A 24932-nucleotide genomic window follows, 5' to 3' on the forward strand; every position below is an offset into this window, starting at 1 on the left:
GGACACCCAGTGCCTCGACGGGGTCGAGGTCCAGGTCGCGCAGACGCGCGACCAGGTCGACCGCGCGGCGGGTGGAGCCGGGTTGCAGACCGTGGTCGATGGTGATCGCTCCCGCGCGGATGCCCGCGCGGGGGGCTTCGAACGCGGTGGCCGCGGCGAGCGCGAGCGAGTCGGCTCCTCCGCTGCATGCCACAAGCACGAGGTCGCCCGGGTTCATCGAGCGCAATATGTCACGAACGGCCACGCGGGTGGCTGCGACGGCAGGGTGCGGTCCCACGCTCTCCTCCTGGGGTGTCACGGGGGCGCGGATGCGGACAGCTTTCGGGGCCGGGCCGCTGTCGTACGCGCTCCCCGGCCCCGCGGGCGGATCGTGCCCAAGCCTGCTTCAACGCTACGCCACGGACTGGACCGACTGCGTGATGCTTTCCGGAGTGTCGCACCGGAAAGTAATCAAACGGATACGCTCGGTTGATGCTTTCGAGTGTCCGTCCGACGTGCCGTGCCCGCGCGCCCGCCTGCCAGGAGGGTCAGGAGGGAGCGGACCGGGTGCCGTGCACGCGGTCGACCCAGGTCTGCGGGTCGGCGATCTCGCCGCGGGTCGGAAGGGTGTTCGGCGAGGTCCACACGCGGTTGAATCCGGACATGCCGACCTGGTCGACGACGGTACGCACGAAGCGCTCGCCGTCGCGGTACTGCCGGAGCTTGGCGTCCATGCCGAGGAGCTTGCGCAGCGCGAGGTCGACGCGGCCGGTGCCGCGCGCGCGGCGCTGCTGGAACTTCTCGCGGATCTCGGCGACCGTCGGGATCACCTGCGGCCCGACACCGTCCATGACGTAGTCGGCGTGGCCTTCCAGCAGGGACATGACGGCGGTGATGCGGTGCAGGATCTCGCGCTGCACCGGCGTCTGGACCAGTTCGACGAGCGAATTGTCACCGCTCCTGCCCTCGTCGTCGCCCTCGCCGCGGCGGCCGGTCACGAGCGCCTGCGCCGCCTCGCGGAACCGGCGCATCATCGCGGACGGGTCCACCTCGGTCTCGGTGAGGAACGCGTGGACCTCCTGCTCCAGGTGGTCGCGCAGCCACGGCACGGCGGTGAACTGCGTGCGGTGGGTCTCCTCGTGCATGCAGACCCACAGGCGGAAGTCGGTGGGATCGACGTCGAGCTCGCGTTCGACCTGGACGATGTTCGGCGCCACGAGGAGGAGGCGCCCGGGACCGACGCCGGGTGTCGTGCCGACGCCCGGTGCGAACGTCTCGTACTGCCCCAGCACGCGGGCGGACAGGAACGACAGCAGCGTGCCGAGTTCGAGGCCGGTGACCTTGCTGCCGACGCCGGACAGGGCGTTGGCGCCGGGGATCGTGTCGCGTCGCTCGTTGACCTTGTCGAGCAGGGGCCGCAGCACGTGCCGGAAACCCTGGACGTTCGCGCGGACCCAGCCGCCCCGGTCGACGATGAGGACCGGGGTGTCGTTGCCCCGGGTGTCGAGCCCGGTGAAGCTGCGCACGTGGCCCTCGGACTCCGTCGCATGCGCCCTGAGTTCCGCGACGACGGCACGTGCCTCGTCCCGGCTCACCTCCGGTCCGGGGCGCACCAGCCGATTCGCTGTGGAAACGGCCAGGTCCCAGTCGATCATGTCCGCACCGCTCGTCATACGGCCACCGTACGTGCAAGTGCGCGTCCCGCGCTGCCCGAACCCCCTCGGTGGTCCTCGGGAGGCCCGTATCCGGGCCGGTTGCCGGTCAGCCGGCGGCCTGCGCGACGGGGGTTCCGCAGCCGCAGCCGGCCAGCGCGGCGGCCATCCGGTCCAAGGCGGGGCGGGCGAGGTCGGCGGCTCCGGGGACATCGTCGGCGAGGAACGCGAACGCGAGCAGGCGGCCGTCGCTGTCGCGGACGAGGCCGGCGAGTGTGCTGACGCCGGTGAGCGAGCCGGTCTTGGCACGGACGATTCCGGCGGCGGCGAGGCTGGCCTGCGCGTCGAAGCGGTCGCTGAGGGTGCCGGTGAAGCCGGCGATGGGCATGCCGGTCAGGGTCGGGCGCAGTTCGGGGTGGGCCGGCGACGACGCGAGGGTGACGAGCTGCGTGAGCACGGCCGGAGGCAGCTTGTTGAGCCTGTCGAGGCCGCTTCCGTCCTTGAGGTCGGTGGCGCCGAGCTTCACGCCGAGCCCGGCGAGGACCTCGTGCACGGCCTGGGCACCGCCCACGAACGAGGCGGGCTTGCCCCGCGCGATCGCGATGTGCCGGAGCAGGGCCTCGGCCATGTCGTTGTCGCTCGCCGTCATCATCCGCTCGACGTACTCGGGGATGGGCGGCGACTGGACCGCGGCAAGCTGCGCTGCCGCGGGCGGTGCCGTTCCGGCGGTGGGCTTGCCGTTGACGGCGATGCCCTCCTTGGCGAGCATCTGCGCGAACTGTGTTGCGGCCCCGCCCGCCGGGTCGGTCAGGCGTTCGCTCGGGACGCCGGTCTTCGTGGCGTCGACACGGCCCTCGTCGGTCATCAGCGGGACGACGGGGGCGATGTTGACGTTCGGGCTTATCGGGTGGTTGACCGGGCCGGTGAACAGCGATGTGTCGTACGTGAGCCGGATCGACGTGCGTCCTGCGGCCTTGAGGGCGGCGGCAGTCGAGGTCGCGAGCCGGTCGAGGCGGGCCGGGGCGAACTGACCGGCGTACTGGGCTCCGTCGAGGGCGGTGAGCGTGGGGTCGCCGCCGCCGACCAGGACGACGGTGTCGGGGGCCGCGCCGAGGACCGTGCTCGTCGTGAAGCGGTGGTCCTCGGGGAGCGCGGAGAGGGCGGCGACCGCCGTCGTGATCTTGGTGGTGGACGCGGGGACGGCGCCGCGGTCGGCGTCGGCGGTGTACAGCGGGCGGCCGGTGACGGCGTCGACGACCGAGACGGCGACGGCGTCGCCGAGCGACGGGTCGTCCAGCAGCGGGGCGAGTGCGGCGCGTACGCCCGCGTCGGTGGGGGCCGCCCCGGCCGGGTCGGCGTCGACGGGGAGCAGGACCGGCGGTGTGACGCGCCTCTCATCGGGGGCCACCGCGGTGGCGCCGCCCGATTCCGCGGCGACGGACTGCGTACCGCGGTCGCCGTGGTGCTCGGCGACGCGGTAGCCGTCCTGCCACGGGCCCACGGCCCACACCACCAAGAGCGCGAGCACGACGCCGGCGATGGTCGCCGCCAGGGCCACCGTCCTCACCCTGGGCACGGGCGACCAACCCCTTTCGACAGATCCTCTTCGTCGGCCCCGACAGGCATGCGAGACACTGTCAGCAGACTAGGTTCTGTTCGGGGCTCCGGCTGGGCTCCCGCCACCCTCACGGGTGGCGGATTGTCTCCGGCCGTAACGCCATCCGTCGTGCTCCGCACGGGGTCGGCTGTTGTCCGCGTTGCGCGTCCTGTCGGAACGCGCCCCACCGCGGACTTCACGGACAGACCCTAACAATCCCGGACGAACAATGGATGGAATGGAGGAGCCTTGGAGTTCGACGTCACGATCGAGATCCCTCGGGGTTCGCGGAACAAGTACGAGGTGGATCACGAGACGGGGCGCATCCGGCTCGACCGCATGCTCTTCACCTCGACGCGGTACCCGGCCGACTACGGCTTCATCGAGGACACCCTCGGTGAGGACGGCGACCCGCTGGACGCCCTGGTGCTGCTGGAGGAGCCCACGTTCCCGGGCGTGCTCATCCGCTGCCGCGCGATCGGCATGTTCCGGATGACGGACGAGGCCGGCGGTGACGACAAGGTCCTGTGCGTGCCCGCGACCGACCCGCGCATGGAACACCTTCGTGACATCCACCACGTCCCGGAGTTCGACCGCCTGGAGATCCAGCACTTCTTCGAGGTCTACAAGGACCTCGAACCCGGCAAGTCCGTCGAGGGCGCCGACTGGGTGGGGCGCGTCGAGGCGGAGGCCGAGGTCGAGGCGTCGTTCAAGCGGCTGAAGGAGTCGGGCGGGCACTGAGCCCGCTTCCGCGCCGCGACCGTGCGGCGCACGCGCGAACACGGAGGGCGGCCCGGCGACGGGTCCGCCCTCCGACACGTGCGGGCCCCGCCCGGCCGACGGATCTACCGGCCGAGCATTCCGGACTGCTCCGCGTGCCACAGGCGGACGGAGCCCGTGTCGGGGTCGGCGGTGACCCAGGTGCCGTCGTAGCGGACGACGAGCCACGCGCGTGAGGCGTCGTCGGGGTACTCGACCTCGGTGATGGGCCGCAGATCGGGCACCGAGAAGACGATGTGGCGCTGCGCGGACGACGCGGCGAGGACGCGGTCCGGGCCCAGGAAGCCCGCATAGAAGTCGAAGACCTCGTCGTCGTCGGCGAAAAGCGCGTCGTGCCGCCGGGCGGCGACGATGCCGCCGTCGGGGGAACGCAAGAGCGCGAGGGGGCCGGCGCCGTACGGCGTGGTCAGCATCAGGCCCGAACCGGGCTGGATGTCGATGAGGATCCGGGCCTCGCCGGGCAGCTCCCGGGCCGGACCGGTGTCGCCCGACGCCACCAGGAAGACCCGGTACGCCTCGTCGCCGTGCCCGGCCGCGACGCCGACGTGGACGCCGTCGGGGTGCGGCAGCAGCTCCGAGCCGACCGTCTGGGCGGGCAGCGGCGCGGTGCGGAGGACGGTGCCGTCCTGGGCGTCGAAGAGCACGCACGTGTCGGCCTCTTCGGTCCGCACGACCGCCCACACCCCCCGCGCGTCGGTGGTGGCCACACACGAGCCCGATTCCTCGAACTCCCAGTCCGCGTGCGGGCGCGACCATATCTGACGCCCTGTCATGTCGAGGGCGCACACGCGGTCGGGCCCCGACGCGGCAACGAACGACAGGTCGGGGGCGACCGCGTGGCCGCCCTTCCACTCGGCCGGCAGGGCCACCTTGCGCAGCACCGCGAGGGCGTCGTCCAGAACGAGCAGTTCGCCGTCTTGCGTGTGCGCCAGCCATACGGACGCGCCGGGCACCCGGTCGAAGCTCCACAGAGGCGGCAGGGAAGTCTGCGCGACGAGTTGAGGACGCATGCGCAGACGCTACCGCCGCCGCGGCCCTGATTCGTATGACGTGCCGTGCCGTCCGGTCAGGGGAGGCGGTGCCGGCCGTGGCCGCCCACGGACGCGTCGTCGTCCGACGAGGACGCGGCGTCGTCGGACGCGGCGGCCTCGCGGCGGTTCGCGGCGCGGGCGCGCAGCACCTCGATGATGATCGGCAGGACCGACAGCGCGACGATGGCGATGAGGATGAACTCGATGTTGTGGTGGACAAAGGAGATTTGGCCCAGGAAGTAGCCCAGCACCGTCACGCCGCAGGCCCACAGGATGCCGCCGATGACGTTGTAGATCACGAACGTGCGGTACTTCATGCCCGCGACGCCGGCGACGATCGGGGTGAAGGTGCGCACGATCGGGACGAAGCGGGCCAGGATGATCGAGCGGGGGCCGTACTTCTCGAAGAATTCGTGGGCCTTGACCACGTTCTCCTGTTTGAAGATGCGCGAGTTGGGCCGGGTGAAGAGGCTGGGCCCGACTTTGCGGCCGAACAGATAGCCGACCTGGTCACCGGTGATCGCCGCGACCACGAGCAGGATGCAGACGAGCCACAGCGGCTGGTCGATGTATTCGCCGTCGGCGATGAGGAGGCCGGTGGTGAAGAGCAGTGAATCGCCCGGCAGGAAGAAGCCGATCAGCAGGCCGGACTCGGCGAAGACGATCGCCATGATGCCGATCAGGCCGAACGTCGAGATCAGATACTCCGGATCGAGCCAGCTTGGCCCGAGGGCGAGAGTGGTCGTGGTCACGGGCGACGGCCTTCCGACGGAGTGCGGTTTTCCGGGCATGCCCGAGACGACCCTCGGGTCATGGAAGCGCAAAGGGAGAGTCTGGCAAGAGTAACGCCGTTGGGGGGCCGTCTGGTTCCCGGTCCGGCGCTCGGAACGGCAATCGGTTCGGTGATGGGTTCGGTGATGGGTTCGGTGATGGGTTCGGCGAACCTCGCTCGAACCTCCTGGCGTATGGGCGTATCACGTTTTTTGTCGGTGTCTGATGCGATTTCGGCGACATGTTCCGTCGATCATGGGACGCTGCGCACCGAACCAGGAAACTCCGGACGGGGTGACGATGCCGCTCCACCTGCACGACACGTTGGCCGCACTGCCCGCGTGGGCCACGGCGGCCCCACCCGACACAAGGATCGAGACCGACCCGATCCGGTTGGTGATCGGCTGGATGGTCGGGGCGTTCATCGTCACCTTCCTGATCACCCGCCTGGTCACCCGGATGATCCGGGCGGGCAAGGGGCCGTTCAGGAACGTCGAGTTCGGCGACAGCGGCCTGCATGTGCACCACCAGGTGTTCGGCATCTTCCTCATGCTGCTCACGGGCGCGGCGGAGTTCGCGTACCAGCCGAGCGGGTGGGGGGAATCGGCACTGGCCGCGGCGTTCGGAGCGGGTGCGGCGCTGACGCTCGACGAATTCGCGCTGTGGTTCCATCTTGACGACGTCTACTGGTCGGCTGAGGGCCGCCAGTCGGTCAACGCGGTGCTGATCGCGGCGGCCTGCGGACTTCTGCTGATGCTCGGCGCAAATCCGTTCGACGTCGGCTCGGGTGACAGTCGGCCGGCCGTGGCCGCGGTGGCGCTGATGAACCTGGCGTTCGCCCTCGCGGCGATCTTCAAGGGCAAGGTGGCCACGGGGCTCATCGGCGTCCTGATCCCGCTCGTGGCCATCGTGGCGACGCTGCGGATCGCCAAGCCGAACTCACCGTGGGCGCGCCGGCGCTACCCGGAGGGCTCGCGCAAGCATGCGAAGTCGCTGCGCCGGTTCCCGCCGGGCGAGCGGACGCTGTGGGACCGCGCCAAGGACGCGGTGGGCGGCGCGCCCAGCTCGTGACGGCGCCGCCGCAGCCCCGCGCGTCTCGGGCGGCGTCCCACATGCGTCGTCACACGCACCTCACAAGTGCGGGATGACCTCCGTTTCCAGCAACTTCAGGCTCTGCCAGGCGAGTTCGGGTGGGATGCCGCCCATCATCGGGTGGAACAGGCCGAACGCGGCGGCACCCATCGCCTTGAGCTCGTCGACGTACTGCTCGGGGGTGACGACCCGGTACTGGCCGGTTGCACGCAGGGCCTCGGCGCTGTCCGCGGACGCGTAGCCGCCCACGTCGGTGCCGGAGGTGCCGGCCTCGGCCATGATGGCGCCGTACGCGTTGGCCTCGTGCAGCGCGAAGGGCGCTATGCGCTCCCAGTCGGCGTCGGGGTCCTTCGACAAGTGCAGGAATCCCGTGTCGCCGCCGAAATACGGCCCGGGGTCCTCGTGGCCGAGACTGACCCGCTCGTCGCGGTAGAACTCCCACAGCCCCGGGCTGGACGGCAGGAACCCGTCCGCGATGCGGGCCGCGCGCCGCGCGGCGGCCTCCACGCTGCCGCCGAGCACGATCGGCGGGCCGCCGGGCTGGAACGGGGCCGGGGTGACCCGGACCGTCCGGCCGCGGAACTCGAACGGCTCACCGGTCCAGGCGGCACGCAACGTGTGCACCATCTCGGTGGTGAGCCTTGCGCGGTCCTTCGGCGAACGGTCGAACATCGCGAACTCGTCGCCCGCGTAACCGTTCGCGAGGACGACGCCGACCCGGCCGCGGCTGATCAGGTCGACGACGGCGATCTCCTCGGCCATGTGCAGGGGATCGTGCAGCGGCGCGGGGATGGCGGCGATGTTGACGAGCATGTTCGTCGTCCGCGCGGCGATCGCCGCGGCCAGGGGCAGCGGGCGCGGGAGGTAGCCGTCGGCGGCCCCGTGGTGCTCGGACAGCACCACCATCATGAAACCGCGGTCCTCGGCCCAGGCGACCATGTCCAGGGCGGCGGCGTAGCGCTCGGCCATGGCGGTGCCGGCGAAGTCCGGATTGCGTAAATCGAAGCGGAGCGCGAAGACGGCCATGCGGGTCTCCCGGTGCGGGTCGGGGCGCGGGTGCGGGTGCCGTGCGGACGCCGCGCCCGAGACTGCGGACGCACGGCATCTGATGGCCCGTCAGGTTACCTGAGGGAAAGCGCTCCGGAAATGCGTGTGGGCGGTGCCATGGCACCGCCCACACAATTTCTCCCCCGGCCGCGGCCGAAGATCCCGCTACGAGCGGTAGACGATCACCTTGTCGCCGATGCGCGACTCGTTGAACAGCTTTTGGATCAGAGGCTTGTTGCGGACGTTCACACAACCGTGCGATGCGCCGTTGTAACCGTTGGCCGCGAAATCCGGCGAGTAGTGGACCGCCTGACCGCCGCTGAAGAACATCGCGTACGGCATCGGGGTGTGGTAAATCGTCGACACGTGGTCCCGCGACTTCTGGAACACACTGAACGCGCCCTCACGGGTGGGCAGTTCCTTGGAGCCGAAGCGAACCTCGAACGAGTACTGCGGCACTCCGTCGATGACCCAGGTCAGCTTGCTCGTCGTCTTGTCGATGCACATCGCGCGACCCGTCATGCAGCGCGGGTCGAGACCCGCGACCGGCTTGACCGGGGGCTTGCTCGTCGTCGGCTTGGTGGTGGACGGCTTGGTCGACGGCTTGGTCGTCGTCGGCTTGCTCGTCGTGGGCTTCGTCGTGGCGGGCTTGCTCGTGGAGGGCTTGGCAGTCGGCGACTTCGACGGTGCCGCCGAGGTCGCGGGGGTCGTGCTCGGCGCGGCCGAGCTCGGGATCGCACTGGGGGACGCGCTGCTCGGGGCGGCGCTCGACGGCGCCGGCTCGGTGGGCACCGGCGCGGCGGACGACGACGGGGCGGCGGGGGCGGTCGCGGCCACGTTGGCCTTGTCTTCATCGCCGCCGGACGAACCGGAGCTGCACGCCGAGGCGGCCAACACGACGGCCACCGCCGCGGCCAAAGTTATGCGCTTCTTCTTCAAGTCCGTCCAGCCCTTCTGATTCCTACACGACCTCGCCCGGGTTGCTTACGCCCGATTGACGCCGCGGAGAGGATCGCGGGTTGCACGCCTTATGTCTCAGGTGTGTCACTGCGGAAAAAGATGGCACGACGGGCAGTTGGCGCGGTGTGCCATGAGGGTTCGTCAGGTCTCCAGCGGCAGCAGTTCCTCAGTGAATTCCGCGAGGAATTCCGACCACGACCCAGGCGGGGTCGCCGGGCGGATGACGAACTTGCTGATTCCCCCGTCGACGCACGCCCGGATCATTCGGCGGGCCGCTTCCCAACCATTCGGGATCAGTTCGTCGGCGGCGACGTCCGGGCGGCGTTCGCGCAAACCGCGCAGCAGAGCTTCGGGGGCGTCGCCGAAGGCCACCGGCAGGCTGAGGCCGAAGTGGTCGTCGTCCACGACGCGACCGGCCTCCGCCGCCGCGGCTTCGATCACGGTACGCCCGGCCGCCGCCTCCGCCGCCGTGACGCCTGCCGCGAGCCAGCCGTCCGCGAGCCGCCCGACACGCCGCAGTGCGGCGGGGCCGCCGCCGCCCAGCCAGAGGTCCAACTTGCGTGCCGGGCGCGGGCGTACGGTCATGCCCTCGCAGCGGTACCAGGTGCCCTCGAACGTGACGGCCTCCTCGTCGAGGAGCCTTCGTACCAGCGTCAGGGCCTCGTCGAAGACATCGCCGCGGCGACCGGGGACGGGGAACGACGGTCGCTCGAACGCACGTGCGTGTTGCAGTCCGAACGCGGGGAGGATGCGGCCCGGCGCGAGGTCGGCGAGGGTCGCCAGTTCCTTGGCGACCGCCACGGGGTTGCGCCCGGGAAGCACCGAGACGCCCGTGCCGAGTTTGAGGCGGGTCGTGCGGCCCGCGGCGAAGGCCATGCCGACGTGCGGATCGGGAAGATCCGCGGTAACGGTGTCGGGCAGCCACAGCGAGTCGACGGCCAGCTTTTCGCAGAGGTCGACAATGCCCGCGAAGGTCAGGTCGTCGTCGTCGACGGCGCGCGGGCCGAGGCCTATGCCGATGCGTATCTTCACCGGAACACCGTTGCCCCGGACTGACAGATCGTCAACCGCCGTCGAGGCGGGGCCGAATGACCGCGCGGACGGGCCGGGAGCCGGGCGCGGCCCGTCGCGGCTGACGCGTCGGAAGCCCGGGCCTTACCCCGGCCGCCCCTCGGCGGCAACTCCGCGGCGGCTCGACGGCAACTCCGCTTGCAGGCCTTCGACAGCGGGACCGGATCGTCCAACTCGCCAGGAAAGTTCCTCAATGTCCACTTAGGATCAGACCAGATCGCACATGAGCGCTATCCGTGAGCGACCGTCGCCTTTTCGACTCGTTTGGCGCATTCGCTCCTGGTTAGCCGTCAGAAGTAACGGCAAGGCACCAAGGCACGGTACGGACGGTCCACGCGACCCCCGCGGCCTTCACCCCCCGACCTCAGGCGGCGCACATGTACCTCGTCTTCGCCCTCTTGGCCCCGATCGCCATGTTCGGACTCCTGCCGGGACTCGCGTGGTTCGAAGAACGCATGCTCGGCCCCGCTACCTCGCGGAAGCCGGACGCCACACCCGATTCCACACCCGATGCCGCGGCCGATACCGCCGACACCGCCGAGACCACGACGGCTGCGGCACCGACCGCGCGGCCGAGCCGGGTCGTCCCGGCCGCCGCACCGCTCCGCCCCTCCCCTATCCCGCTCCAGCCGGGACAGTCCACGCTCGCGCTGCCGGTCACGCCGCTGACCGCCCTGCCGGACCCGGCGCCGCGACATCCGGGACACCGCGCCGTACGGCACACGACCGGCAGGGCCTCGCAACACCACCGGCAGCGGCACACGCTCAAGCGCCGCCGCGGCCTGCGGGCGGCATGACAGCCGACACGGCGCAGATCTCCCCGGCGCCCGGTCTCCCGCCGAAATCCGGCAGGGGCCGGGCGCCGATTCACGTCCGGCCGCCGAGCTCCCGCTCGATCCACGCGACACCGAAGTCGACGACTTCCGCGGCCTCGAACAAATGGCTCTCCGCCGCGCCCACCAAGCCGCGTCGCCCGATGCCCGCCGTGACCATGTCGCCGGCGATCACGTCGAACGGGTCCCGGCCCTCGGGGACGACCCCGGAGTAGTCGAACGCGCCGTTCTCGGAATCGATGTCGCGGAACCGCCGCCACGTGCGGCGTCCGTCGACGAAGATCGGCTGCTCGTACTCCACGAACCGCTTCCCGGGCGCCTCGGCCAAGGCCTCCGCGTGATGCAGCACGGTGAGCGTGTCGAGCGGAGCACCAAGCATCAGCACCTTGCCGTCGCACGCGACCAGGCGGGCCAGCGGGCTGTCCGGCCCGTGCGGGTCGTCCCAGGGGTGGTCGTCCATGAGCGCGCCCGCCGCCGGGCCGAGGGCGGCGAAACTCACGTCCGGGTGGCGGCTGCGCACGGCTCCCGGTCGGCGGCGCAAGGCCTCCGGAAGGCGGCCGTTGGAGCTGTCGGCCTGGCTGACGACCGGGTCGTAGGCGGGGTGCTCCGCCCGCACGGCGTCCTGCCAGGGCTGCGGCCACGTCGTGAAGTCGTACGGCGGCGCGTCGTTCCAACCGCAGGTGACCATCAGCGTGCCCGCGGCCCCCACGGCGTCGCGGAGTGCGTCGATGACGGTCGGCGGGCCGCCCGCCACGTAGCCGATCGCGGACATCCGCGTGTGGAACATCACCACGTCGCCATCGGTCACCCCGAGAGCGGTCAGGTCGGCGGCGAGCCGCCCTCGGGTCACCGGGCCACCGGAGCGGGTGAGCAGGGTTCTCTCGTCCATGGCCGCGAAGTTAACCGGGGCACGGCCGGACGTGAACAGGTTTTCGGAATACCCGGCCCTACACCCGCGCGGTCCGTGCCGCAACCGGACGGGCCGCACGGAGCAGCGCGTTTGGCGGACGGCCGACCGGACAGCCGAAGGAGTGATCCGACCGCGCGGGCCGCAGGCGGTGGCCTGCTCGGAAGGCCGGGCGGCGTGCCGAAAACGACGAATCGGCGGGGCCACCGCGCCACCGCGACGGAACCGCGACAGAACAGGACCCGACATGAAGGCCCTCACCTGGCAAGGCCGCCGGGACGTACGTGTCGAGGACGTCCCCGATCCCGTGATCCAAGACGCGACCGACGCGGTCGTCCGGGTCACCTCGACCGGCCTCTGCGGCTCGGACCTGCATTTGTACGAGGTCCTCGGCCCGTTCCTGACCCCCGGCGACATCTTGGGCCACGAGGCGATGGGGGTCGTCGAGGAAGTCGGGTCGGGTGTGACGTCGCTGCGTGCGGGCGACCGCGTGGTCGTTCCGTTCAATGTGGCGTGCGGAACCTGCCGCATGTGTGCGTCGGGACTCCAGTCGCAGTGCGAGACAACGCAGAACCACAGTCAGGGCACCGGCGGGTCGCTCTTCGGCTACACCCGGCTGTACGGACAAGTGCCGGGCGGCCAGGCGGAGTTCGTGCGCGTGCCGTTCGCCGACCATCTTCCGGTCAAGGTCCCGGAGGGGCCGCCCGACGACCGGTTCGTGTTCCTGTCCGATGTGCTGCCCACCGCGTGGCAGGCCGTCGACTACGCCGCGATCCCCAAGGGCGGCACGCTCGCCGTCCTGGGCCTCGGCCCGATCGGCGACATGGCCGCCCGCATCGCCCTGCTCCAGGGAGCCGAACGCGTGTTCGGCGTCGATCTGGTGCCGGAACGCCTGCACCGCGCCGCCGCGCGCGGCGTGGAGGCGCTGGACCTGCGCGACCACGACGACATCGCGGAGACCGTGCGGTCGATGACCGACGGGCGCGGCCCGGACGCGGTCATCGACGCGGTCGGCATGGAGGCGCACGGAGCGCCGGTCGCCAAGGCCGCGCAACAGGCCACCGCGCTGCTGCCGAACGCGCTCGCCGCGAAAATGATGCGCAAGGCGGGCGTCGACCGGCTGAGCGCCCTCTACACCGCGATCGACATGGTGCGGCGCGGCGGCACGATCTCGGTCGTGGGCGTCTACGGGGGTATGACCGATCCCCTGCCGATGCTCACGATGTTCGACAAGCAGATCCAATTGCGCATGGGGCAGGCCAACGTGCGCCGCTGGGTCGACGACCTCATGCCGCTGCTGAGCGACGACGACCCGCTCGGCACCGAGCAGTTCGCCACGCACCATGTGCCGCTGGCGCAGGCGGCGGAGGCGTACGAGATGTTCCAGGCAAAGCGCGACGGCGCGGTCAAAGTCGTCATGCAGCCGTGAGCCGTGGCGGCCCGAAGGAGGCGAAATGAACGCATCCAAGATCGCGTACAAGCCCGTCGGCATGGTGCTGGGCGCAGTTGGCGGCGCGCTGGCCGGCGCGGTCTTCAAGCAGGTGTGGAAGGCCGTCGGCTACGAGGAGGACGCGCCGGACGCCACCGACGAGGAGCGGACCTGGGGTGAAGTGCTGCTCGCGGCGGCGATCCAGGGCGCGATCTTCGCGTTCGTCAAGGCGGCCGTCGATCGGGGCGGCGCGGCCGCGACGCGGCGCATGACCGGTGTCTGGCCGGGATGACGGGAACGCTGACTGTGACGACCGAGAAGTTGCCGCGCCCGCGGGGCGTGGTTTCCGAAGCTGTGTTCGAGGCGTTGCGGTCGCCGGCCGGCGGCGGCGTGGCGGCCGTGCCGACCGAACGGCTCGATCCGTGGGGCGACGACCTGCACTTGGCGTTGTACGCCTGCCACGAGTTGCACTACCGGTCGTTTCCCGGCGTCGATCCGGAGTGGGAGTGGGACATCGCCCTGCTCGATCTGCGCGCACGGCTGGAGGCCCGGTTTCTGGACGCGCTGCGGAGCGAATGCGGCAGCGGGTCCGAGGCGGCGGACGACGTTGAGGCCGCGTTGGCGCCGCTGTTGTACGCCGAGCCGGCGGACGGCACCGGCGTTTCGCATTACCTCCTCGCCAGGCCGGACCTCGAACGATTCCGCGAGTATGTGACGCACCGCTCGATCTACCACCTCAAAGAGGCCGACCCGCACTCCCTGCTCATTTCCCGGCTCAACGGGCGGGCGAAGGCAGCGGTGGTCACCGTGGAGTTCGACGAGTACGGGGGCGGGCGGGCCGAGCGCATGCACTCCGCGCTGTTCGCCGACCTGATGCGCGGGCTGGGCCTCGATGCGACGTACGGCGCGTACCTCGACCGGGCGCCGGCGCCGATGCTCGCAGTGGTCAATCTGATGTCGACATTCGGCTGGCACCGGGCGCGGCGCGGCATGATGGTCGGCCATTTCGCCGCGGCGGAAGCGGGCACGCCGCCGAGCGCGGCACGGCTCGCGAAGGCGGTCGAGGCCCTCGGCATCGAGGACCCGGCCTGCACGCTGTTCTTCACCGAACACGTCGAGGCAGACGCGGTGCACGAACAGCTCATGCGCCGCGAGGTGATCGGGGGGCTGCTGGACGAGGACCCCAACCTGGCCGCCGACATCGTCTTCGGCGTGCACGCGACGGGGCGGGTCGAGGAGCGGTTCGCCGAACATGTGATCGGTGCCTGGGAATCGGGGCGGTCGTCGCTCTTGTAGGTCGAGACAGTCGAGATTGGTCGAGATTGGTCGAGACAGGAGCCGGCCTCGACGGCTCATGCATCCCGGTGTGCACCACCCCGGTCGTCTGTGTCCCGGTCGCCTGTCTCCCGGTCGCGCGGCGCGCTGCGGCGCACACGGTGGCTCGTGTCGCACCACGGCATGCGCTTGCTGCGGCGGCAGGTGCACACGGCCGCCACGACGCGGTCCGAATGCGCGTACGAGCCGTCCGGGAGCTCCACGTCGACCGGGCCCGAGACGAGCACCGGGCCTGCGGGCACGACCGTGACCGTGGTGGTGCGGTCGTCCCCGTCGGCGCTACGCCTGCCGGTCGGCACGGACGACCACCAACTCCTCCTCGCGGCAGCCCGGTTCCACCAGACCGCCGTCCTCCAGGTAGCGCACACGGGCGTTGAGCACCGGTCCGAACGGCTCGCGGCTGCGGGCCACGACCCGCGCCCGAAGGCCGACGGATCCGAGCATGCGCAGTGTGGCGTCGACGCCGCACAGCGACGACTGCACCAACAGCACGGACCCGCCGGGCCGCAGTACGTGCGGGATCTGTCGGCACAGCCGGTCGAGGAGCAGCCGGCCGTCGTTGCCGGCGTCCCAGGCTCGTTCGGGGCCGCGTTCGGGGAGGTTGCACGCGGGGGCCGGCACGTACGGCGGGTTGGCGAGCACGACGTCGAACATGCGTCCGACAACGGGCTCCAGCAGGTCGCCGTGGCGCACCGCTACGCGGCGCCGTCGGCACAGGCTGTTCGCACGGGCCGCCCATACGGCGCGTCGCGAGATGTCCACGGCCGTGACGTGGCAGTTCCCGCCGCCTGCTTCGGCCGCGGCCATGGCCACGACGCCTGTGCCGGTCCCGACGTCGAGCACGGTGCGGGCAGCGCGCGGCAACCCTTCGTGCACGTACGCCGAGACGAGCAGGCGCGTGTCCGCCTGCGGCCGGTACATGCCCGGCAGACGAATCAGCCTCATGGTCGAGCGGCTGCCCGGCCGGGACTGCTGCAAACGGCGCAACGTCGCGGGTCAGTGGTCCGGATACGAGCGGCGCAGGTGTTCGTGGACCGCTTCGGCTGCGGCGTCGGGACGGCCGGCTTCGATGGCGGCGAGGATGCGGTCGTGGTCCTCGCGCAGAGCGGCGGCCGAGTCCGGCCAGCCGAGGCGTTCGACGGCCTCCACGGCGTGCCGGCCCACCGAGTCGCGCAGGCCGTGCATGAGGGTGGCGACGACCGCGTTGCCCGAGGCCTCCGCCAGGACGATGTGGAAGTCCGTGTCGGCGGCATTGAACTGATCGGGCGTCAGGTCCGGGGCGGACATGCGGCCGACCGCGTCGCGAAGGCGGGCGAGATGCTCGGGACGGGCGTGTTCGGCCGCGGAGCGGGCTGCCCACGTCTCGATGACCCGCCGAGTCTCGACGATGTCGTGCAACGAGAAATGCGCGAGCCCGACGTGCAGGCGCAGCACGTCGGCCAGCGCTTCGGCGGGGCGGCCGGCGAGGACCGCGCCCGCGTCCGGTCCTCGGCCCGTCGTGGAGACCAGGACGCCCATGGCCTCCAGCACGCGCAGCGCCTCACGGACCGAGGCCCGGCTCACCCCGAGCGATTCGGCGAGCTGCCGCTCCCCCGGCAGGCGGTCGCCCGGCCGCAGGCGCCCGGCGGTGATCTGCTCCTCGATCCGCGCGAGCACCTCCTCGTGCGCGCGCAGCCGTCGCACCGGCCGCCAGTCGGGACCGTCGGTCGGGGAAGTGCTCACGGGTTCTCCTGCGGCCGGTCGGGTGGTCGGGTGGTCGGATCACAGGATGACATGGTGCATCATGGATGGACCAATGTATGGTCAGACCATTCGATCGGATCCGTTCCCCGCCTGATGGCCCGGACGAGGAGGCCGCACCCGTGCGCGTCGCACTGTTCATCACGTGTGTCAACGACACGCTCTATCCCCGGACCGGGCAGGCCGTCGTACGCCTCCTCGAACGACTCGGCTGCACGGTCGACTTCCCCGTGGAGCAGTCGTGCTGCGGCCAAATGCACTGGAACACCGGCTACGGGAAGCAGATCGAGCCGCTGGTCCGCCACTTCGCGGACACCTTCGCCGGCTACGACGCCGTCGTGACGCCGTCCGGCTCGTGCGGGGCGATGATCCGCGACAACCACCCCAAGGCCGCCGCGCGCGCCGAGGATCCCGCGCTCGCGGACGACGTCGCGGCGGTGGTGCCGAAGGTGTACGACCTGAGCGAGTTTCTCGTCGACGTGCTGGGTGTCACCGATGTCGGCGCCTACTTCCCGCACAAGGTCACGTATCACCCGACCTGCCATTCGATGCGGCTGATGAAGCTCGGCGACCGCCCGACGACCCTGCTGCGCAATGTGCGCGGGCTTGAGCTGCTGGAGCTTCCGGGGGCCGACGAATGCTGCGGCTTCGGCGGCACCTTCGCGGTCAAGAACCCGGACGTGTCCGCCGCGATGGGCGCCGACAAGGTCCGCAATGCGGCCGGGACCGGCGCGGAGGTGCTGTGCGCGGCCGACAACTCCTGCCTGATGCACCTGGGAGGAATGATGAACCGTCAGCGCACGGGCGTACGCACGCTGCACCTCGCGGAAATCCTGGCCTCCACCGAGGAGTTGCCGGCATGAACGAGCGCAGCGAGTTCATCGGACACGAGAATGCTCCGTGCGGGTGCGGCGCCGAGCGAAGCGAGGTGTCGGCATGAGCGGCACGTTCCTCGGCCTGCCCGCGTTTCCCCGGGCCGCGCACGACGCGGTCAACAACGCGCAGTTGCGCCACAACCTGCGCAAGGCGACACACACCATCCGCGGCAAACGCGCGGTCGTCGTCGACGAGTTGGACGACTGGGCGCAGTTGCGTGCGGCCGGCAAGGCGATCAAGGACCACACGCTGCGGCACCTGGACCGCTACCTGATCCAGGTCGAGGAGGCGGTCATCGCGGCGGGCGGGCACGTCCACTGGGCCGCCGACGCGGAGGAGGCCAATCGCATCGTCACCGAGCTGGTCCGGGCGACCGGCGAGCGCGACGTGGTCAAGGTCAAGTCGATGGCGACGCAGGAGATCGGCCTCAACGAAGCACTCGCCGAAGCGGGTATTCGGGCGTACGAGACCGACCTGGCCGAGCTGATCGTGCAACTCGGCGAGGACCGTCCGTCGCACATCCTGGTGCCGGCGATCCACCGCAACCGCAGTGAGATCCGCGAGATCTTCCTGCGCGAGATGGGCTCCTGGGGCGAGCCGGCGCCCGCCGACCTGACCGACGAACCGCGCGTGCTCGCCGAGGCGGCACGCCGGCATCTGCGCGAACGCTTCCTGAGCGCCAAAGTCGCCGTCTCCGGCGCGAACTTCATGGTCGCCGAGAGCGGCACCCTCGTGGTCGTCGAGTCGGAGGGCAACGGACGCATGTGCCTGACGCTGCCCGAGACGCTGATCTCGGTCGTCGGCATCGAGAAGGTCGTGCCGACCTGGGCCGACCTGGAGGTCTTCCTCCAACTGCTCCCCCGCTCCTCCACCGGCGAGCGGATGAACCCGTACACGTCCACGTGGACCGGCGTGACACCCGGAGACGGCCCACAGGACTTCCACCTCGTGCTGCTCGACAACGGCCGCACCGGCGTGCTCGCCGACGAGGTGGGCCGCCAGACGCTGCGCTGCATCCGCTGCTCGGCGTGCCTCAACGTGTGCCCGGTGTACGAGCGCGCCGGAGGGCACGCGTACGGCTCGGTCTATCCGGGGCCGATCGGCGCCATCCTCACCCCGCAACTGCGGGGCACGGCGAACGAGTTGGATGCCTCGCTGCCGTACGCCTCGTCTTTGTGCGGGGCGTGCTACGACGTGTGCCCGGTCGCCATCGACATCCCCGAGGTGCTGGTGCACCTGCGCGAGCAGGTCACCGAAGGGCCCGGCCACCGCGCGGAACGAGCCGCGATGAAGGCCGCCGGCTGGATCTTCGCGGACCCGTCCAGGCTGTCCCGGGTGCAGCGGCTGGCCGGCCGTACGCGCCACTTGATTCCCAAGCGCCTGCCGGGCCCCGGCTCGGCGTGGACCGACACACGAGACATCCCCGAGCCCCCCGCCCAGTCGTTCCGCGACTGGTGGGCGAAGGAACACGGCACCGACGCCGGCACAACACCCGGGAGCCCCCAATGAGTTCGCGCGCAACCGTGCTGGGCCGCATTCGCGCGGCGCTGGCCGACGCCCCCGCCGACGACGGCGTACCGGCCCGCAACTACCTACGTCGCCACACCGGTTCCGAGGGCGTCCTCCCCCTCCTCGTCGAAAACCTGCGCGACTACCGGGCCATCGTCCACGAGGTGACACCGGACCAGCTGCCCGCAGCCGTCGCCGACGCACTCCGCAGACGCAAGTGCAGCCGCGTCGTGGTGCCCCCCGGCACCCCCGAAGCCTGGACATCCGCCATCACCGACGTCGAACTCCTCGGCGACAAGCCGCCTCTGACGATCGATCAGCTCGCCTCGGTGGACGGGACCATCACCGGCTGCGCGGCGGTGATCGCCGAAACAGGCACGATCGTCCTGGACGCAGGCCCGGCCCAGGGGCGACGCGCACTGACCCTGGTCCCCGACTACCACCTGTGTGTGGTCCACGCCGCCGACGTCTACGCATCCGTCCCCGACACGATCGGCCGGCTGGACCCCAGCCGCCCCCTCACCTGGATCAGCGGCCCCTCCGCCACCAGCGACATCGAGCTCGACCGCGTCGAGGGCGTCCACGGCCCTCGGACACTGGAAGTGCTGGTGGTCGCGCCCGATTGAGTCTGCAAAGGAGACAGTGATTGCTCCGGCGATGACAGTCGCGGCTCTCACTGGCGGAGCAAGGCCGAGGAACGGCCAAGCGTGCCGTTTCGAGGCTCGTTCAGGGTTGGTCGAGGTAGCCCGCGAGTGTCGTGCGGTTGCGTTCCAGCTCGCCGATGCGCTCCTCAGTGGCCATCAGCTCGCGTCCGAGGATGGCCCGTACGTCGACGCACATGTCGATCTCCGGTGCCTCACCCCGGACGCAGGGCATGACCGCGCGGATCACCTCGGTGGACAGACCGGCGTCCAGCAGCGCACGGACCTGCCGGACGGTGAGCACGGCGTCCTCGGCGTATTCGCGGTAGCCGTTCGGGCCTCGCGCGGCATCGAGAAGGCCCTGCTCCTCGTAGTAGCGCAGCATCCGGGGCTTGACTCCCGTCCGCCTGGACAACTCCCCGATCAGCATGTGCTCCACCTCGTCCGCGCTTGACCTTGCCACCGGTGTAAAGGCTTAACGTCGCGCCCATGAGCACCGATTCCGGCTTCGCGCCGAACAACGAGACCACCGGCCGTGCAACCTCTTTCGTCGTTCACCACGACGGCCGCGCGGCGAGCGCCGACGAGCTGGCACCACTCGCATTCGCGGGGTACGCGCACTTCACGGCCATGCAGATACGCGGCGGCCGAGTGCGCGGCCTGGATCTCCATCTGGAACGTCTGCGCCGCGCGTCCCTGGAGTTGTACGGCCGGGCGCTGCCCGACGAACGCATTCGTTCCCTGCTGCGGACCGCGATCGACGCCGGTCCTCCGGACCTGTCGCTCGTCGCCACGGTGTACTCGCCCGCAGGTGAGTTCACCGTGGCCGACTCCGGTGTCGAACCCGAGGTCTTGATCCGCACCGGACCGCCCGCGAACGGGCCCGCGGGCCCACTGGCGCTGGCGGTCGTCGAGTACGAACGCGTTCTCCCGACGGTGAAGCACGTCGGCGAGGTGGCCAAGACGTACTACCTGCGCCAAGCCGTCGCGGAAGGCTTCGACGACGCGGCCTTCATCGACCGCCGAGGCCGGTTCAGCGAGGCGTCGATCTGGAACCTCGCCTTCTGGGACGGCACCACAGTGGTGTGGCCCGAAGCCGAGATTCTGGGCGGAACCACGATGGGCATCCTCCGCCGGCAACTCGACCACCTCGGAGTGCCGCAACAGGTCCGGGAAGTGCGGCCGGCGGACCTGCCCGCGCTCTCCGGCGCGGTGGTCATGAACTCCTGGAACCCGGGCATCGCGGTCCACCGGATCGGCTCGGTGGACCTGCCCGATGCGCCGACGTTCCTGGAACTGCTCCACCGCGCCTATGGGGCCGAGGCGCTGACGACGCCGTGAACGTTGTGCTCCTCGGACGCATCCCCAACGACGCCGGAAAAATGATTCTGACGCCTATGATAAATTCAACTATCATAGTTGGAAGAATATAGGGGACGGCTGTGCTGGGCAAACCGGAGCGGTTGTTCGCGCGGGACGCGGAGTGGCGCGAACTTTCCGAGTACGCGGCTTCCGAGCAGCCCGGCGCATCGCTGGGACTGGTGTACGGGCGGCGACGGCAAGGCAAGACGCTGATGCTGGAGCTGCTGGCACGCCGGGCGGGCGGATTCCTTTTCGCCGCGACACAGCAGAGCGAAGCGCAGAATCTCGCGGACCTCGGCGCGGCCTACGCGGCGTTCCGCGGGATACAGCGCCCTGTGCTCTTTGGCGACTGGGGCGAGGCGCTGGAGGACTTGCTGCGCATCGGCGAGGACGGCCCGGTGCCCGTGGTCATCGACGAATTCCCGTACTTGGTGAACAGCACGCCCGCGCTCCCCTCCTACCTCCAGCGCGCGCTGAGCCCGATGGGCCACGCCAAGGAACACACGCGGACGCGCTTGATCCTCTGCGGCAGTGCGCTGACGACGATGGCGCAACTGCTCGGCGGCGGTGCGCCGTTGCGTGGGAGGGCGAACATGGAACTGGTGGTACGCCCCTTCCGTTTCCGAGAGTCGGCCGCGTTCTGGGGGACGGACTCCGATCCGGAGTTGGCTTTCCGTCTCCACGCCCTGGTCGGCGGGACTCCCGCGTACAAGGAGATGTGCGGAGGCGTCGGTCCGCAGGATGCGGCGGGTTTCGACGAATGGGTGCAGCGCCGACTGCTGAACCCCGCATCGGCGATGTTCCGCGAGGGCGGGCTGCTGCTGCGCGAGGAGCCGTCGATCACGGATCCGACCTCCTACGCTGCGGTGCTGACAGCGGTCAGCGCAGGCAGCCACCGGCGCTCGGAAATCGCGGCGACGCTCGGGCGGCCGAGTAGTGCGCTGGGCCACCTGCTGTCCGGATTGCAGGACATCGGACTGCTGGACCAGGTCCAAGACGCGCTGCGGGAGAAACGCAGCGTCTTTCGGATCGCCGAGCCCGCCGTACGGCTGCACCAACTGCTGATCCGGCGTCACGAACCGGAGCTGGTCATCGGCCGGGCGAAGCAGGTCTGGGACGGCAATGCCGACACCGTCGCGGGCAAGATCTACGGCCCGCACTTCGAAGACCTCGCCCGGCAATGGTGCTTCGAACACGCGTCTCCGGAAACCCTGGGTGGCACGCCCAGTTGGGTACGCCCCACCGAAATCCCCTGCCGGGAACACCGCCACGGCCACGAACTGGATCTTGTCGTCGCGCAGACCTCGGCGTTCGAGCCCGAGCGGATCACCGCCATCGGAGAGGCCAAGGGCACCACCAAACTCGTCGACACATCGGAACTCGAACGCCTTGAGCACCTGCGCGGCCTCCTCCCCAGCGCACGTGTCGCGGCCCTGCCCAAGCTCCTCCTCTTCTCCCGCGCCGGCTTCACCACCGACTTGCGGCACGTCGCGGACAAACGCAGCGACGTCGAACTCATCGACCTGCACCGGATGTATCACGGCGATTGACGGACGCCTGAGCGGCACTTCCCGTACCGCTCGCACTACGACAGCCTCGACGGTAGCCCGTCGAGATGGACGAATCCCGCGAAAGACCACGGCTTTCGTACATCTCGATGCCGTCGGTGCGGCGGAACGTGGCGAGGGAGGTCAGGTCGCGGAGGTGGCGGCGGTGAAGGTCGCCCAGGCGGCGGGGGTGAGGGCGAGGGGGGTGATGCGGGTGTCCTTGGAGTCGCGTACGCGGACGGCTTCGGGGTGTACGGCGATCTCTACGCAGTTGCCGCCGCCGGTGCCGCTGTAGCTGCTCTTGAACCAGTGCAGACGGATCGCAGTGATAGCGCCTCTCGCATGTGCTCTGGCAGGTCGACGGATGCCTCAGGGCTGAGAGCCTGCGAACGCATCCTGCCATAACGCCGGAGCAACGAACTTACTTGATCCGGACGGCTGCAGAAGGCGCTGTGGTCATGGCCTTCGAAGTAGCCGATCCATCGACGGTCTTGGGTTTCGGCAAGGTACAAGGGGCCGTCCAGTCCCACATGATCCGGTCGCCGCAAAGGCATGATCTGCACTTCCACGTTCCGCAGTTCGGCGCGCTCGATCAAATGACCAAGGAGACAGCGAGTGGTTTCGGTCCCGCCCGTCTGACGTTCAAAAACCGCTTGCTCGATGATGAATCCGAACTCCGTATTGGGTCTTTCGTTCAGCAGGCGCTGCCGATCCAAGCGTGCCGCAACTTGGGACTCGATCTGTTCATCAGAAAGCGGAGGGAGGCGACTGTTGCATACTGCGCGGATGTAGCTTTCGGGCTGTAGCAGCCCTGGAACGACTCTGCACTCATACGCGTACAGCGTCACGGCGTCCTCTTCGATCCCGGCCCAGTGCAAGAACCTCGACTTCCTCCCCCTCGTGAACGAGGGGGAGGAAGTCAAGCCGCTGGTGATCGGCTTCCTGATGCCCGACGTGGTCACCACGGTTACCGAGGACGACGACGGCCTCAAGACGCGTTATCTGCACCGGATTTCGGCTGCGGAACCATCCTGCGCGGCGATCTCGTACGGCGAGGGACGAACCGTTTCCACGTACGCGTTCGGGCCCGACGACCTGGCCGCCGAATTCCTCCGCGCGGTCCGCTGGTTCCGCAACCACGGCCCGAGCGACGGTCAGGTGCGGTCATGGCGCGCGGAAACCGGTGTTGTCGTGAGCTCGTTGACCGCCTGATCCGCGGCCCGGCCTGTGGATGACCCAAAAGGGCTTCAGTCCACGGGAAGTTCCTCCTGGCGGCGCAATCCCGCACCGTCAGCTTGCGAACGCTTCGAGGGTGTCCCAGGCCCCCGAACTGCCGGTGGGCTCGTAGCGGTGGAGGGTGTTGGTCGCGGCGATGAGGGCTCGGGTTTCGGCCAGGTCCCCTACCACGCCCGCCGCACGGGCCTGCATCATGAGGTTGCCGATGGCGGTTGCCTCGACCGGGCCGGCCACCACCGGGATTCCGCAGGCGTCGGCGGTGAGTTGGCACAGAAGCGTGTTGCGGGCGCCGCCGCCGACCAAGTGGATCGTCCCCACCTGCGTGCCCGAGAGGCGCGCTGCGTCGCGGACTGTGCGGCGGTAGGCCAGCGCCAGGCTTTCGATGACGCAGCGGACGATTGCAGCGGGGGTTTCCGGGGTCGGCTGGCCCGTCCGGCGGCAGTAGCGGGCTATGCGCGCCGGCATGTCGCCGGGGGGCAGGAACTCCGGGTCGTCGGGGTTGATGACGAAGCGGAACGGAGTTTCGCGAGCGGCTTGTTCGAGGAGAGTGGGGAGGTCCGCAGGGTGGCCTTGGGAATTCCAGACGCGGACGCACTCTTGAAGGAGCCACAGGCCCATGACGTTGCGCAGGTAGCGGATTGTGCCGTCTACGCCTACCTCGTTGGTGAAGTTGGCTTCGCGGCTTTCGGGGGTCAGGACCGGCTTGTCGAGTTCTACTCCGACCAGAGACCACGTGCCGCAGGAGATGTAGGCGAAGTCCCGTCCAGTGGCTGGGACTCCGACTACTGCTGAGGCGGTGTCGTGGGAGCCGACGGCGACGACCGGGGTGTCAGGGTCGAGGCCGGTGGCTTCAGCGGCGTCGCAGGTGAGCGGGCCGATGACGGTGCCGGGGTCGCGGAGGGGTGGCAGCAAGCGGGCGGGGATGCCGGCGCGAGCAGCCAGTTCGACCGACCAGGTTCCGGTGCGCACGTCGTACAACTGCGTTGTCGAGGCGTTGGTGCGTTCGGCGCCGGAGCAGTCGGTGAGCCAGTAGGCCAGCAGGTCGGGGATCAGGAGCAGGCCGGTTGCCTCGTCGAGGCGGGCGCCGGACTCGGCGGCGAGTTGGTACAGGGTGTTGAACGGCAGGAATTGCAGGCCGGTGACGCCATAGACGTCGGAGCGCGGGATCGACTCCAAGACGCGGTCCATCACGCCGTCGGTCCGGGTGTCGCGGTAGTGGACGGGGTTCCCCATCAGGCCGCCACGCGCGTCGAGCAAGCCGTAGTCGACGGCCCAGGTGTCGATGCCGATCGAAGCAGGCGTACTGGTCGTGGCCAACTTCCGCAAACCTTCGAGGGCTTCCCCGTACAGGCCGAGGATGTCCCAGTGGAGAGTGCCGCGCACGCGGACCGGCCGGTTGATGAACCGGTGGACCTCGTCCAGTTCGAGCACTCCGGGGGCCACGCGTCCCGCGATGACGCGTCCGCTGGAAGCGCCGATGTCGACGGCGGCGAAGACGGGTGGCGGGGTGGTCACGGCGATTCTCCAGGGTGAAGCG

General features: G+C 70.0%; 29 protein-coding genes. 13 read left to right on the forward strand and 16 right to left on the reverse strand.

What is annotated here, in order from left to right:
• From ACRX5W_RS10865 to dacB, 3 genes are all read right to left on the reverse strand, one after another.
• A partial coding sequence (locus tag ACRX5W_RS10865; RefSeq protein WP_436787816.1) for an ATP-binding protein occupies positions 1-277 on the reverse strand: 277 nt, incomplete at its 3' end.
• 250 nt (positions 278-527) lie between these two features.
• On the reverse strand, positions 528-1634 hold the full coding sequence (locus tag ACRX5W_RS10870) for a zinc-dependent metalloprotease (RefSeq protein WP_436788039.1): 1107 nt from the start codon (positions 1632-1634) through the stop codon (positions 528-530).
• 106 nt (positions 1635-1740) lie between these two features.
• Entirely contained in the window at positions 1741-3207 is a 1467-nt protein-coding gene (dacB, locus tag ACRX5W_RS10875) for a D-alanyl-D-alanine carboxypeptidase/D-alanyl-D-alanine endopeptidase (protein WP_436787817.1), read from the reverse strand.
• Between the two features lie 270 nt (positions 3208-3477).
• On the opposite strand from dacB, the gene ACRX5W_RS10880 reads away from it, so the two are divergent.
• Entirely contained in the window at positions 3478-3969 is a 492-nt protein-coding gene (locus tag ACRX5W_RS10880) for an inorganic diphosphatase (protein ID WP_436787818.1), read from the forward strand.
• A gap of 104 nt (positions 3970-4073) precedes the next feature.
• Here ACRX5W_RS10880 and ACRX5W_RS10885 read toward each other — a convergent pair whose 3' ends face one another.
• Both ACRX5W_RS10885 and ACRX5W_RS10890 read right to left on the reverse strand, forming a co-directional pair.
• The gene (locus tag ACRX5W_RS10885) at positions 4074-5018 is read right to left on the reverse strand and encodes a hypothetical protein (RefSeq protein WP_436787819.1); all 945 of its coding nucleotides are present in this window, start codon (positions 5016-5018) and stop codon (positions 4074-4076) included.
• A 56-nt stretch (positions 5019-5074) separates the two neighbouring features.
• Complete coding sequence (locus tag ACRX5W_RS10890) at positions 5075-5791, reverse strand: DedA family protein (protein ID WP_436787820.1); 717 nt, start codon at positions 5789-5791, stop codon at positions 5075-5077.
• A 319-nt stretch (positions 5792-6110) separates the two neighbouring features.
• Here ACRX5W_RS10890 and ACRX5W_RS10895 point away from each other — a divergent pair, with 319 nt between their 5' ends.
• Complete coding sequence (locus tag ACRX5W_RS10895) at positions 6111-6881, forward strand: hypothetical protein (protein WP_436788040.1); 771 nt, start codon at positions 6111-6113, stop codon at positions 6879-6881.
• A gap of 60 nt (positions 6882-6941) precedes the next feature.
• Here ACRX5W_RS10895 and ACRX5W_RS10900 read toward each other — a convergent pair whose 3' ends face one another.
• Positions 6942-7928 (reverse strand): LLM class flavin-dependent oxidoreductase, encoded by a 987-nt coding sequence (locus tag ACRX5W_RS10900; protein WP_436787821.1) that lies wholly within the window; start codon positions 7926-7928, stop codon positions 6942-6944.
• A 186-nt stretch (positions 7929-8114) separates the two neighbouring features.
• Positions 8115-8471, reverse strand: a complete 357-nt coding sequence (locus ACRX5W_RS10905) for a L,D-transpeptidase (RefSeq protein ID WP_436787822.1) — start codon at positions 8469-8471, stop codon at positions 8115-8117.
• Between the two features lie 28 nt (positions 8472-8499).
• On the opposite strand from ACRX5W_RS10905, the gene ACRX5W_RS10910 reads away from it, so the two are divergent.
• Positions 8500-8907 (forward strand): hypothetical protein, encoded by a 408-nt coding sequence (locus ACRX5W_RS10910; RefSeq protein WP_436787823.1) that lies wholly within the window; start codon positions 8500-8502, stop codon positions 8905-8907.
• Between the two features lie 143 nt (positions 8908-9050).
• Here the strand turns inward: ACRX5W_RS10910 and ACRX5W_RS10915 are convergent, their stop codons facing one another.
• Entirely contained in the window at positions 9051-9941 is an 891-nt protein-coding gene (locus tag ACRX5W_RS10915; protein ID WP_436787824.1) for a TIGR03854 family LLM class F420-dependent oxidoreductase, read from the reverse strand.
• 416 nt (positions 9942-10357) lie between these two features.
• Here ACRX5W_RS10915 and ACRX5W_RS10920 point away from each other — a divergent pair, with 416 nt between their 5' ends.
• Positions 10358-10777: a hypothetical protein gene (locus ACRX5W_RS10920; protein WP_436787825.1), complete on the forward strand. Its 420-nt coding sequence runs from the start codon at positions 10358-10360 to the stop codon at positions 10775-10777.
• Between the two features lie 70 nt (positions 10778-10847).
• On the opposite strand, the gene aac(3) is transcribed toward ACRX5W_RS10920, so the two are convergent.
• Positions 10848-11702 carry an aminoglycoside 3-N-acetyltransferase gene (gene aac(3), locus ACRX5W_RS10925; RefSeq protein WP_436787826.1) on the reverse strand — a complete coding sequence of 285 codons (855 nt, stop codon included), beginning with the start codon at positions 11700-11702 and terminating at the stop codon, positions 10848-10850.
• Positions 11703-11967: 265 nt separating this feature from the next.
• Between aac(3) and ACRX5W_RS10930 the strand changes: the two genes are divergently transcribed.
• The 3 genes from ACRX5W_RS10930 to ACRX5W_RS10940 are packed head-to-tail and all read left to right on the forward strand — an operon-like array spanning position 11968 to position 14445.
• Complete coding sequence (locus ACRX5W_RS10930) at positions 11968-13149, forward strand: zinc-dependent alcohol dehydrogenase (protein ID WP_436787827.1); 1182 nt, start codon at positions 11968-11970, stop codon at positions 13147-13149.
• Positions 13150-13174: 25 nt separating this feature from the next.
• Entirely contained in the window at positions 13175-13441 is a 267-nt protein-coding gene (locus ACRX5W_RS10935) for a DUF4235 domain-containing protein (RefSeq protein ID WP_436787828.1), read from the forward strand.
• A 14-nt stretch (positions 13442-13455) separates the two neighbouring features.
• Positions 13456-14445 (forward strand): iron-containing redox enzyme family protein, encoded by a 990-nt coding sequence (locus ACRX5W_RS10940; RefSeq protein ID WP_436787829.1) that lies wholly within the window; start codon positions 13456-13458, stop codon positions 14443-14445.
• 56 nt (positions 14446-14501) lie between these two features.
• Here ACRX5W_RS10940 and ACRX5W_RS10945 read toward each other — a convergent pair whose 3' ends face one another.
• From ACRX5W_RS10945 to ACRX5W_RS10955, 3 genes are read right to left on the reverse strand one after another with little or no spacing between them, the layout of a single operon-like run.
• The gene (locus ACRX5W_RS10945; protein ID WP_436787830.1) at positions 14502-14783 is read right to left on the reverse strand and encodes a CDGSH iron-sulfur domain-containing protein; all 282 of its coding nucleotides are present in this window, start codon (positions 14781-14783) and stop codon (positions 14502-14504) included.
• Positions 14764-15429: a HemK2/MTQ2 family protein methyltransferase gene (locus tag ACRX5W_RS10950; protein WP_436787831.1), complete on the reverse strand. Its 666-nt coding sequence runs from the start codon at positions 15427-15429 to the stop codon at positions 14764-14766. The genes ACRX5W_RS10945 and ACRX5W_RS10950 overlap by 20 nt, the downstream gene beginning before the upstream one ends.
• A gap of 51 nt (positions 15430-15480) precedes the next feature.
• Positions 15481-16206: a FadR/GntR family transcriptional regulator gene (locus tag ACRX5W_RS10955; protein WP_436787832.1), complete on the reverse strand. Its 726-nt coding sequence runs from the start codon at positions 16204-16206 to the stop codon at positions 15481-15483.
• Between the two features lie 140 nt (positions 16207-16346).
• Here ACRX5W_RS10955 and ACRX5W_RS10960 point away from each other — a divergent pair, with 140 nt between their 5' ends.
• The 3 genes from ACRX5W_RS10960 to ACRX5W_RS10970 all read left to right on the forward strand — a co-directional run bounded on the left by ACRX5W_RS10960 (position 16347) and on the right by ACRX5W_RS10970 (position 19235).
• Complete coding sequence (locus ACRX5W_RS10960; protein ID WP_436787833.1) at positions 16347-17087, forward strand: (Fe-S)-binding protein; 741 nt, start codon at positions 16347-16349, stop codon at positions 17085-17087.
• Between the two features lie 73 nt (positions 17088-17160).
• Positions 17161-18609, forward strand: a complete 1449-nt coding sequence (locus tag ACRX5W_RS10965) for a LutB/LldF family L-lactate oxidation iron-sulfur protein (protein WP_436787834.1) — start codon at positions 17161-17163, stop codon at positions 18607-18609.
• Complete coding sequence (locus ACRX5W_RS10970) at positions 18606-19235, forward strand: LutC/YkgG family protein (protein ID WP_436787835.1); 630 nt, start codon at positions 18606-18608, stop codon at positions 19233-19235. Before ACRX5W_RS10965 ends, ACRX5W_RS10970 begins: the two co-directional genes overlap by 4 nt.
• A gap of 100 nt (positions 19236-19335) precedes the next feature.
• On the opposite strand, the gene ACRX5W_RS10975 is transcribed toward ACRX5W_RS10970, so the two are convergent.
• Complete coding sequence (locus tag ACRX5W_RS10975) at positions 19336-19680, reverse strand: MerR family transcriptional regulator (RefSeq protein WP_436788041.1); 345 nt, start codon at positions 19678-19680, stop codon at positions 19336-19338.
• 59 nt (positions 19681-19739) lie between these two features.
• On the opposite strand from ACRX5W_RS10975, the gene ACRX5W_RS10980 reads away from it, so the two are divergent.
• Together ACRX5W_RS10980 and ACRX5W_RS10985 are read left to right on the forward strand one after the other, a co-directional pair.
• The gene (locus tag ACRX5W_RS10980) at positions 19740-20591 is read left to right on the forward strand and encodes an aminotransferase class IV family protein (protein ID WP_436787836.1); all 852 of its coding nucleotides are present in this window, start codon (positions 19740-19742) and stop codon (positions 20589-20591) included.
• A 101-nt stretch (positions 20592-20692) separates the two neighbouring features.
• A complete protein-coding gene (locus tag ACRX5W_RS10985; protein WP_436787837.1) occupies positions 20693-22162 on the forward strand; it encodes an AAA family ATPase in 1470 nt (489 codons plus the stop codon).
• 141 nt (positions 22163-22303) lie between these two features.
• Here ACRX5W_RS10985 and ACRX5W_RS10990 read toward each other — a convergent pair whose 3' ends face one another.
• Both ACRX5W_RS10990 and ACRX5W_RS10995 read right to left on the reverse strand, forming a co-directional pair.
• Positions 22304-22525, reverse strand: a complete 222-nt coding sequence (locus tag ACRX5W_RS10990; RefSeq protein WP_436788042.1) for a DUF397 domain-containing protein — start codon at positions 22523-22525, stop codon at positions 22304-22306.
• Complete coding sequence (locus ACRX5W_RS10995; RefSeq protein ID WP_436787838.1) at positions 22423-23124, reverse strand: DUF5753 domain-containing protein; 702 nt, start codon at positions 23122-23124, stop codon at positions 22423-22425. The genes ACRX5W_RS10990 and ACRX5W_RS10995 overlap by 103 nt, the downstream gene beginning before the upstream one ends.
• Here ACRX5W_RS10995 and ACRX5W_RS11000 point away from each other — a divergent pair.
• Positions 23060-23371: a hypothetical protein gene (locus ACRX5W_RS11000; RefSeq protein ID WP_436788054.1), complete on the forward strand. Its 312-nt coding sequence runs from the start codon at positions 23060-23062 to the stop codon at positions 23369-23371. The genes ACRX5W_RS10995 and ACRX5W_RS11000 overlap by 65 nt on opposite strands.
• Before the next feature lie 78 nt (positions 23372-23449).
• Here ACRX5W_RS11000 and ACRX5W_RS11005 read toward each other — a convergent pair whose 3' ends face one another.
• Complete coding sequence (locus tag ACRX5W_RS11005; protein ID WP_436787839.1) at positions 23450-24910, reverse strand: rhamnulokinase; 1461 nt, start codon at positions 24908-24910, stop codon at positions 23450-23452.
• Positions 24911-24932 lie beyond the last annotated feature (22 nt).

The organism is Yinghuangia sp. YIM S10712 (assembly GCF_051388935.1).
In the GTDB taxonomy this organism is placed as follows: domain Bacteria; phylum Actinomycetota; class Actinomycetes; order Streptomycetales; family Streptomycetaceae; genus Yinghuangia.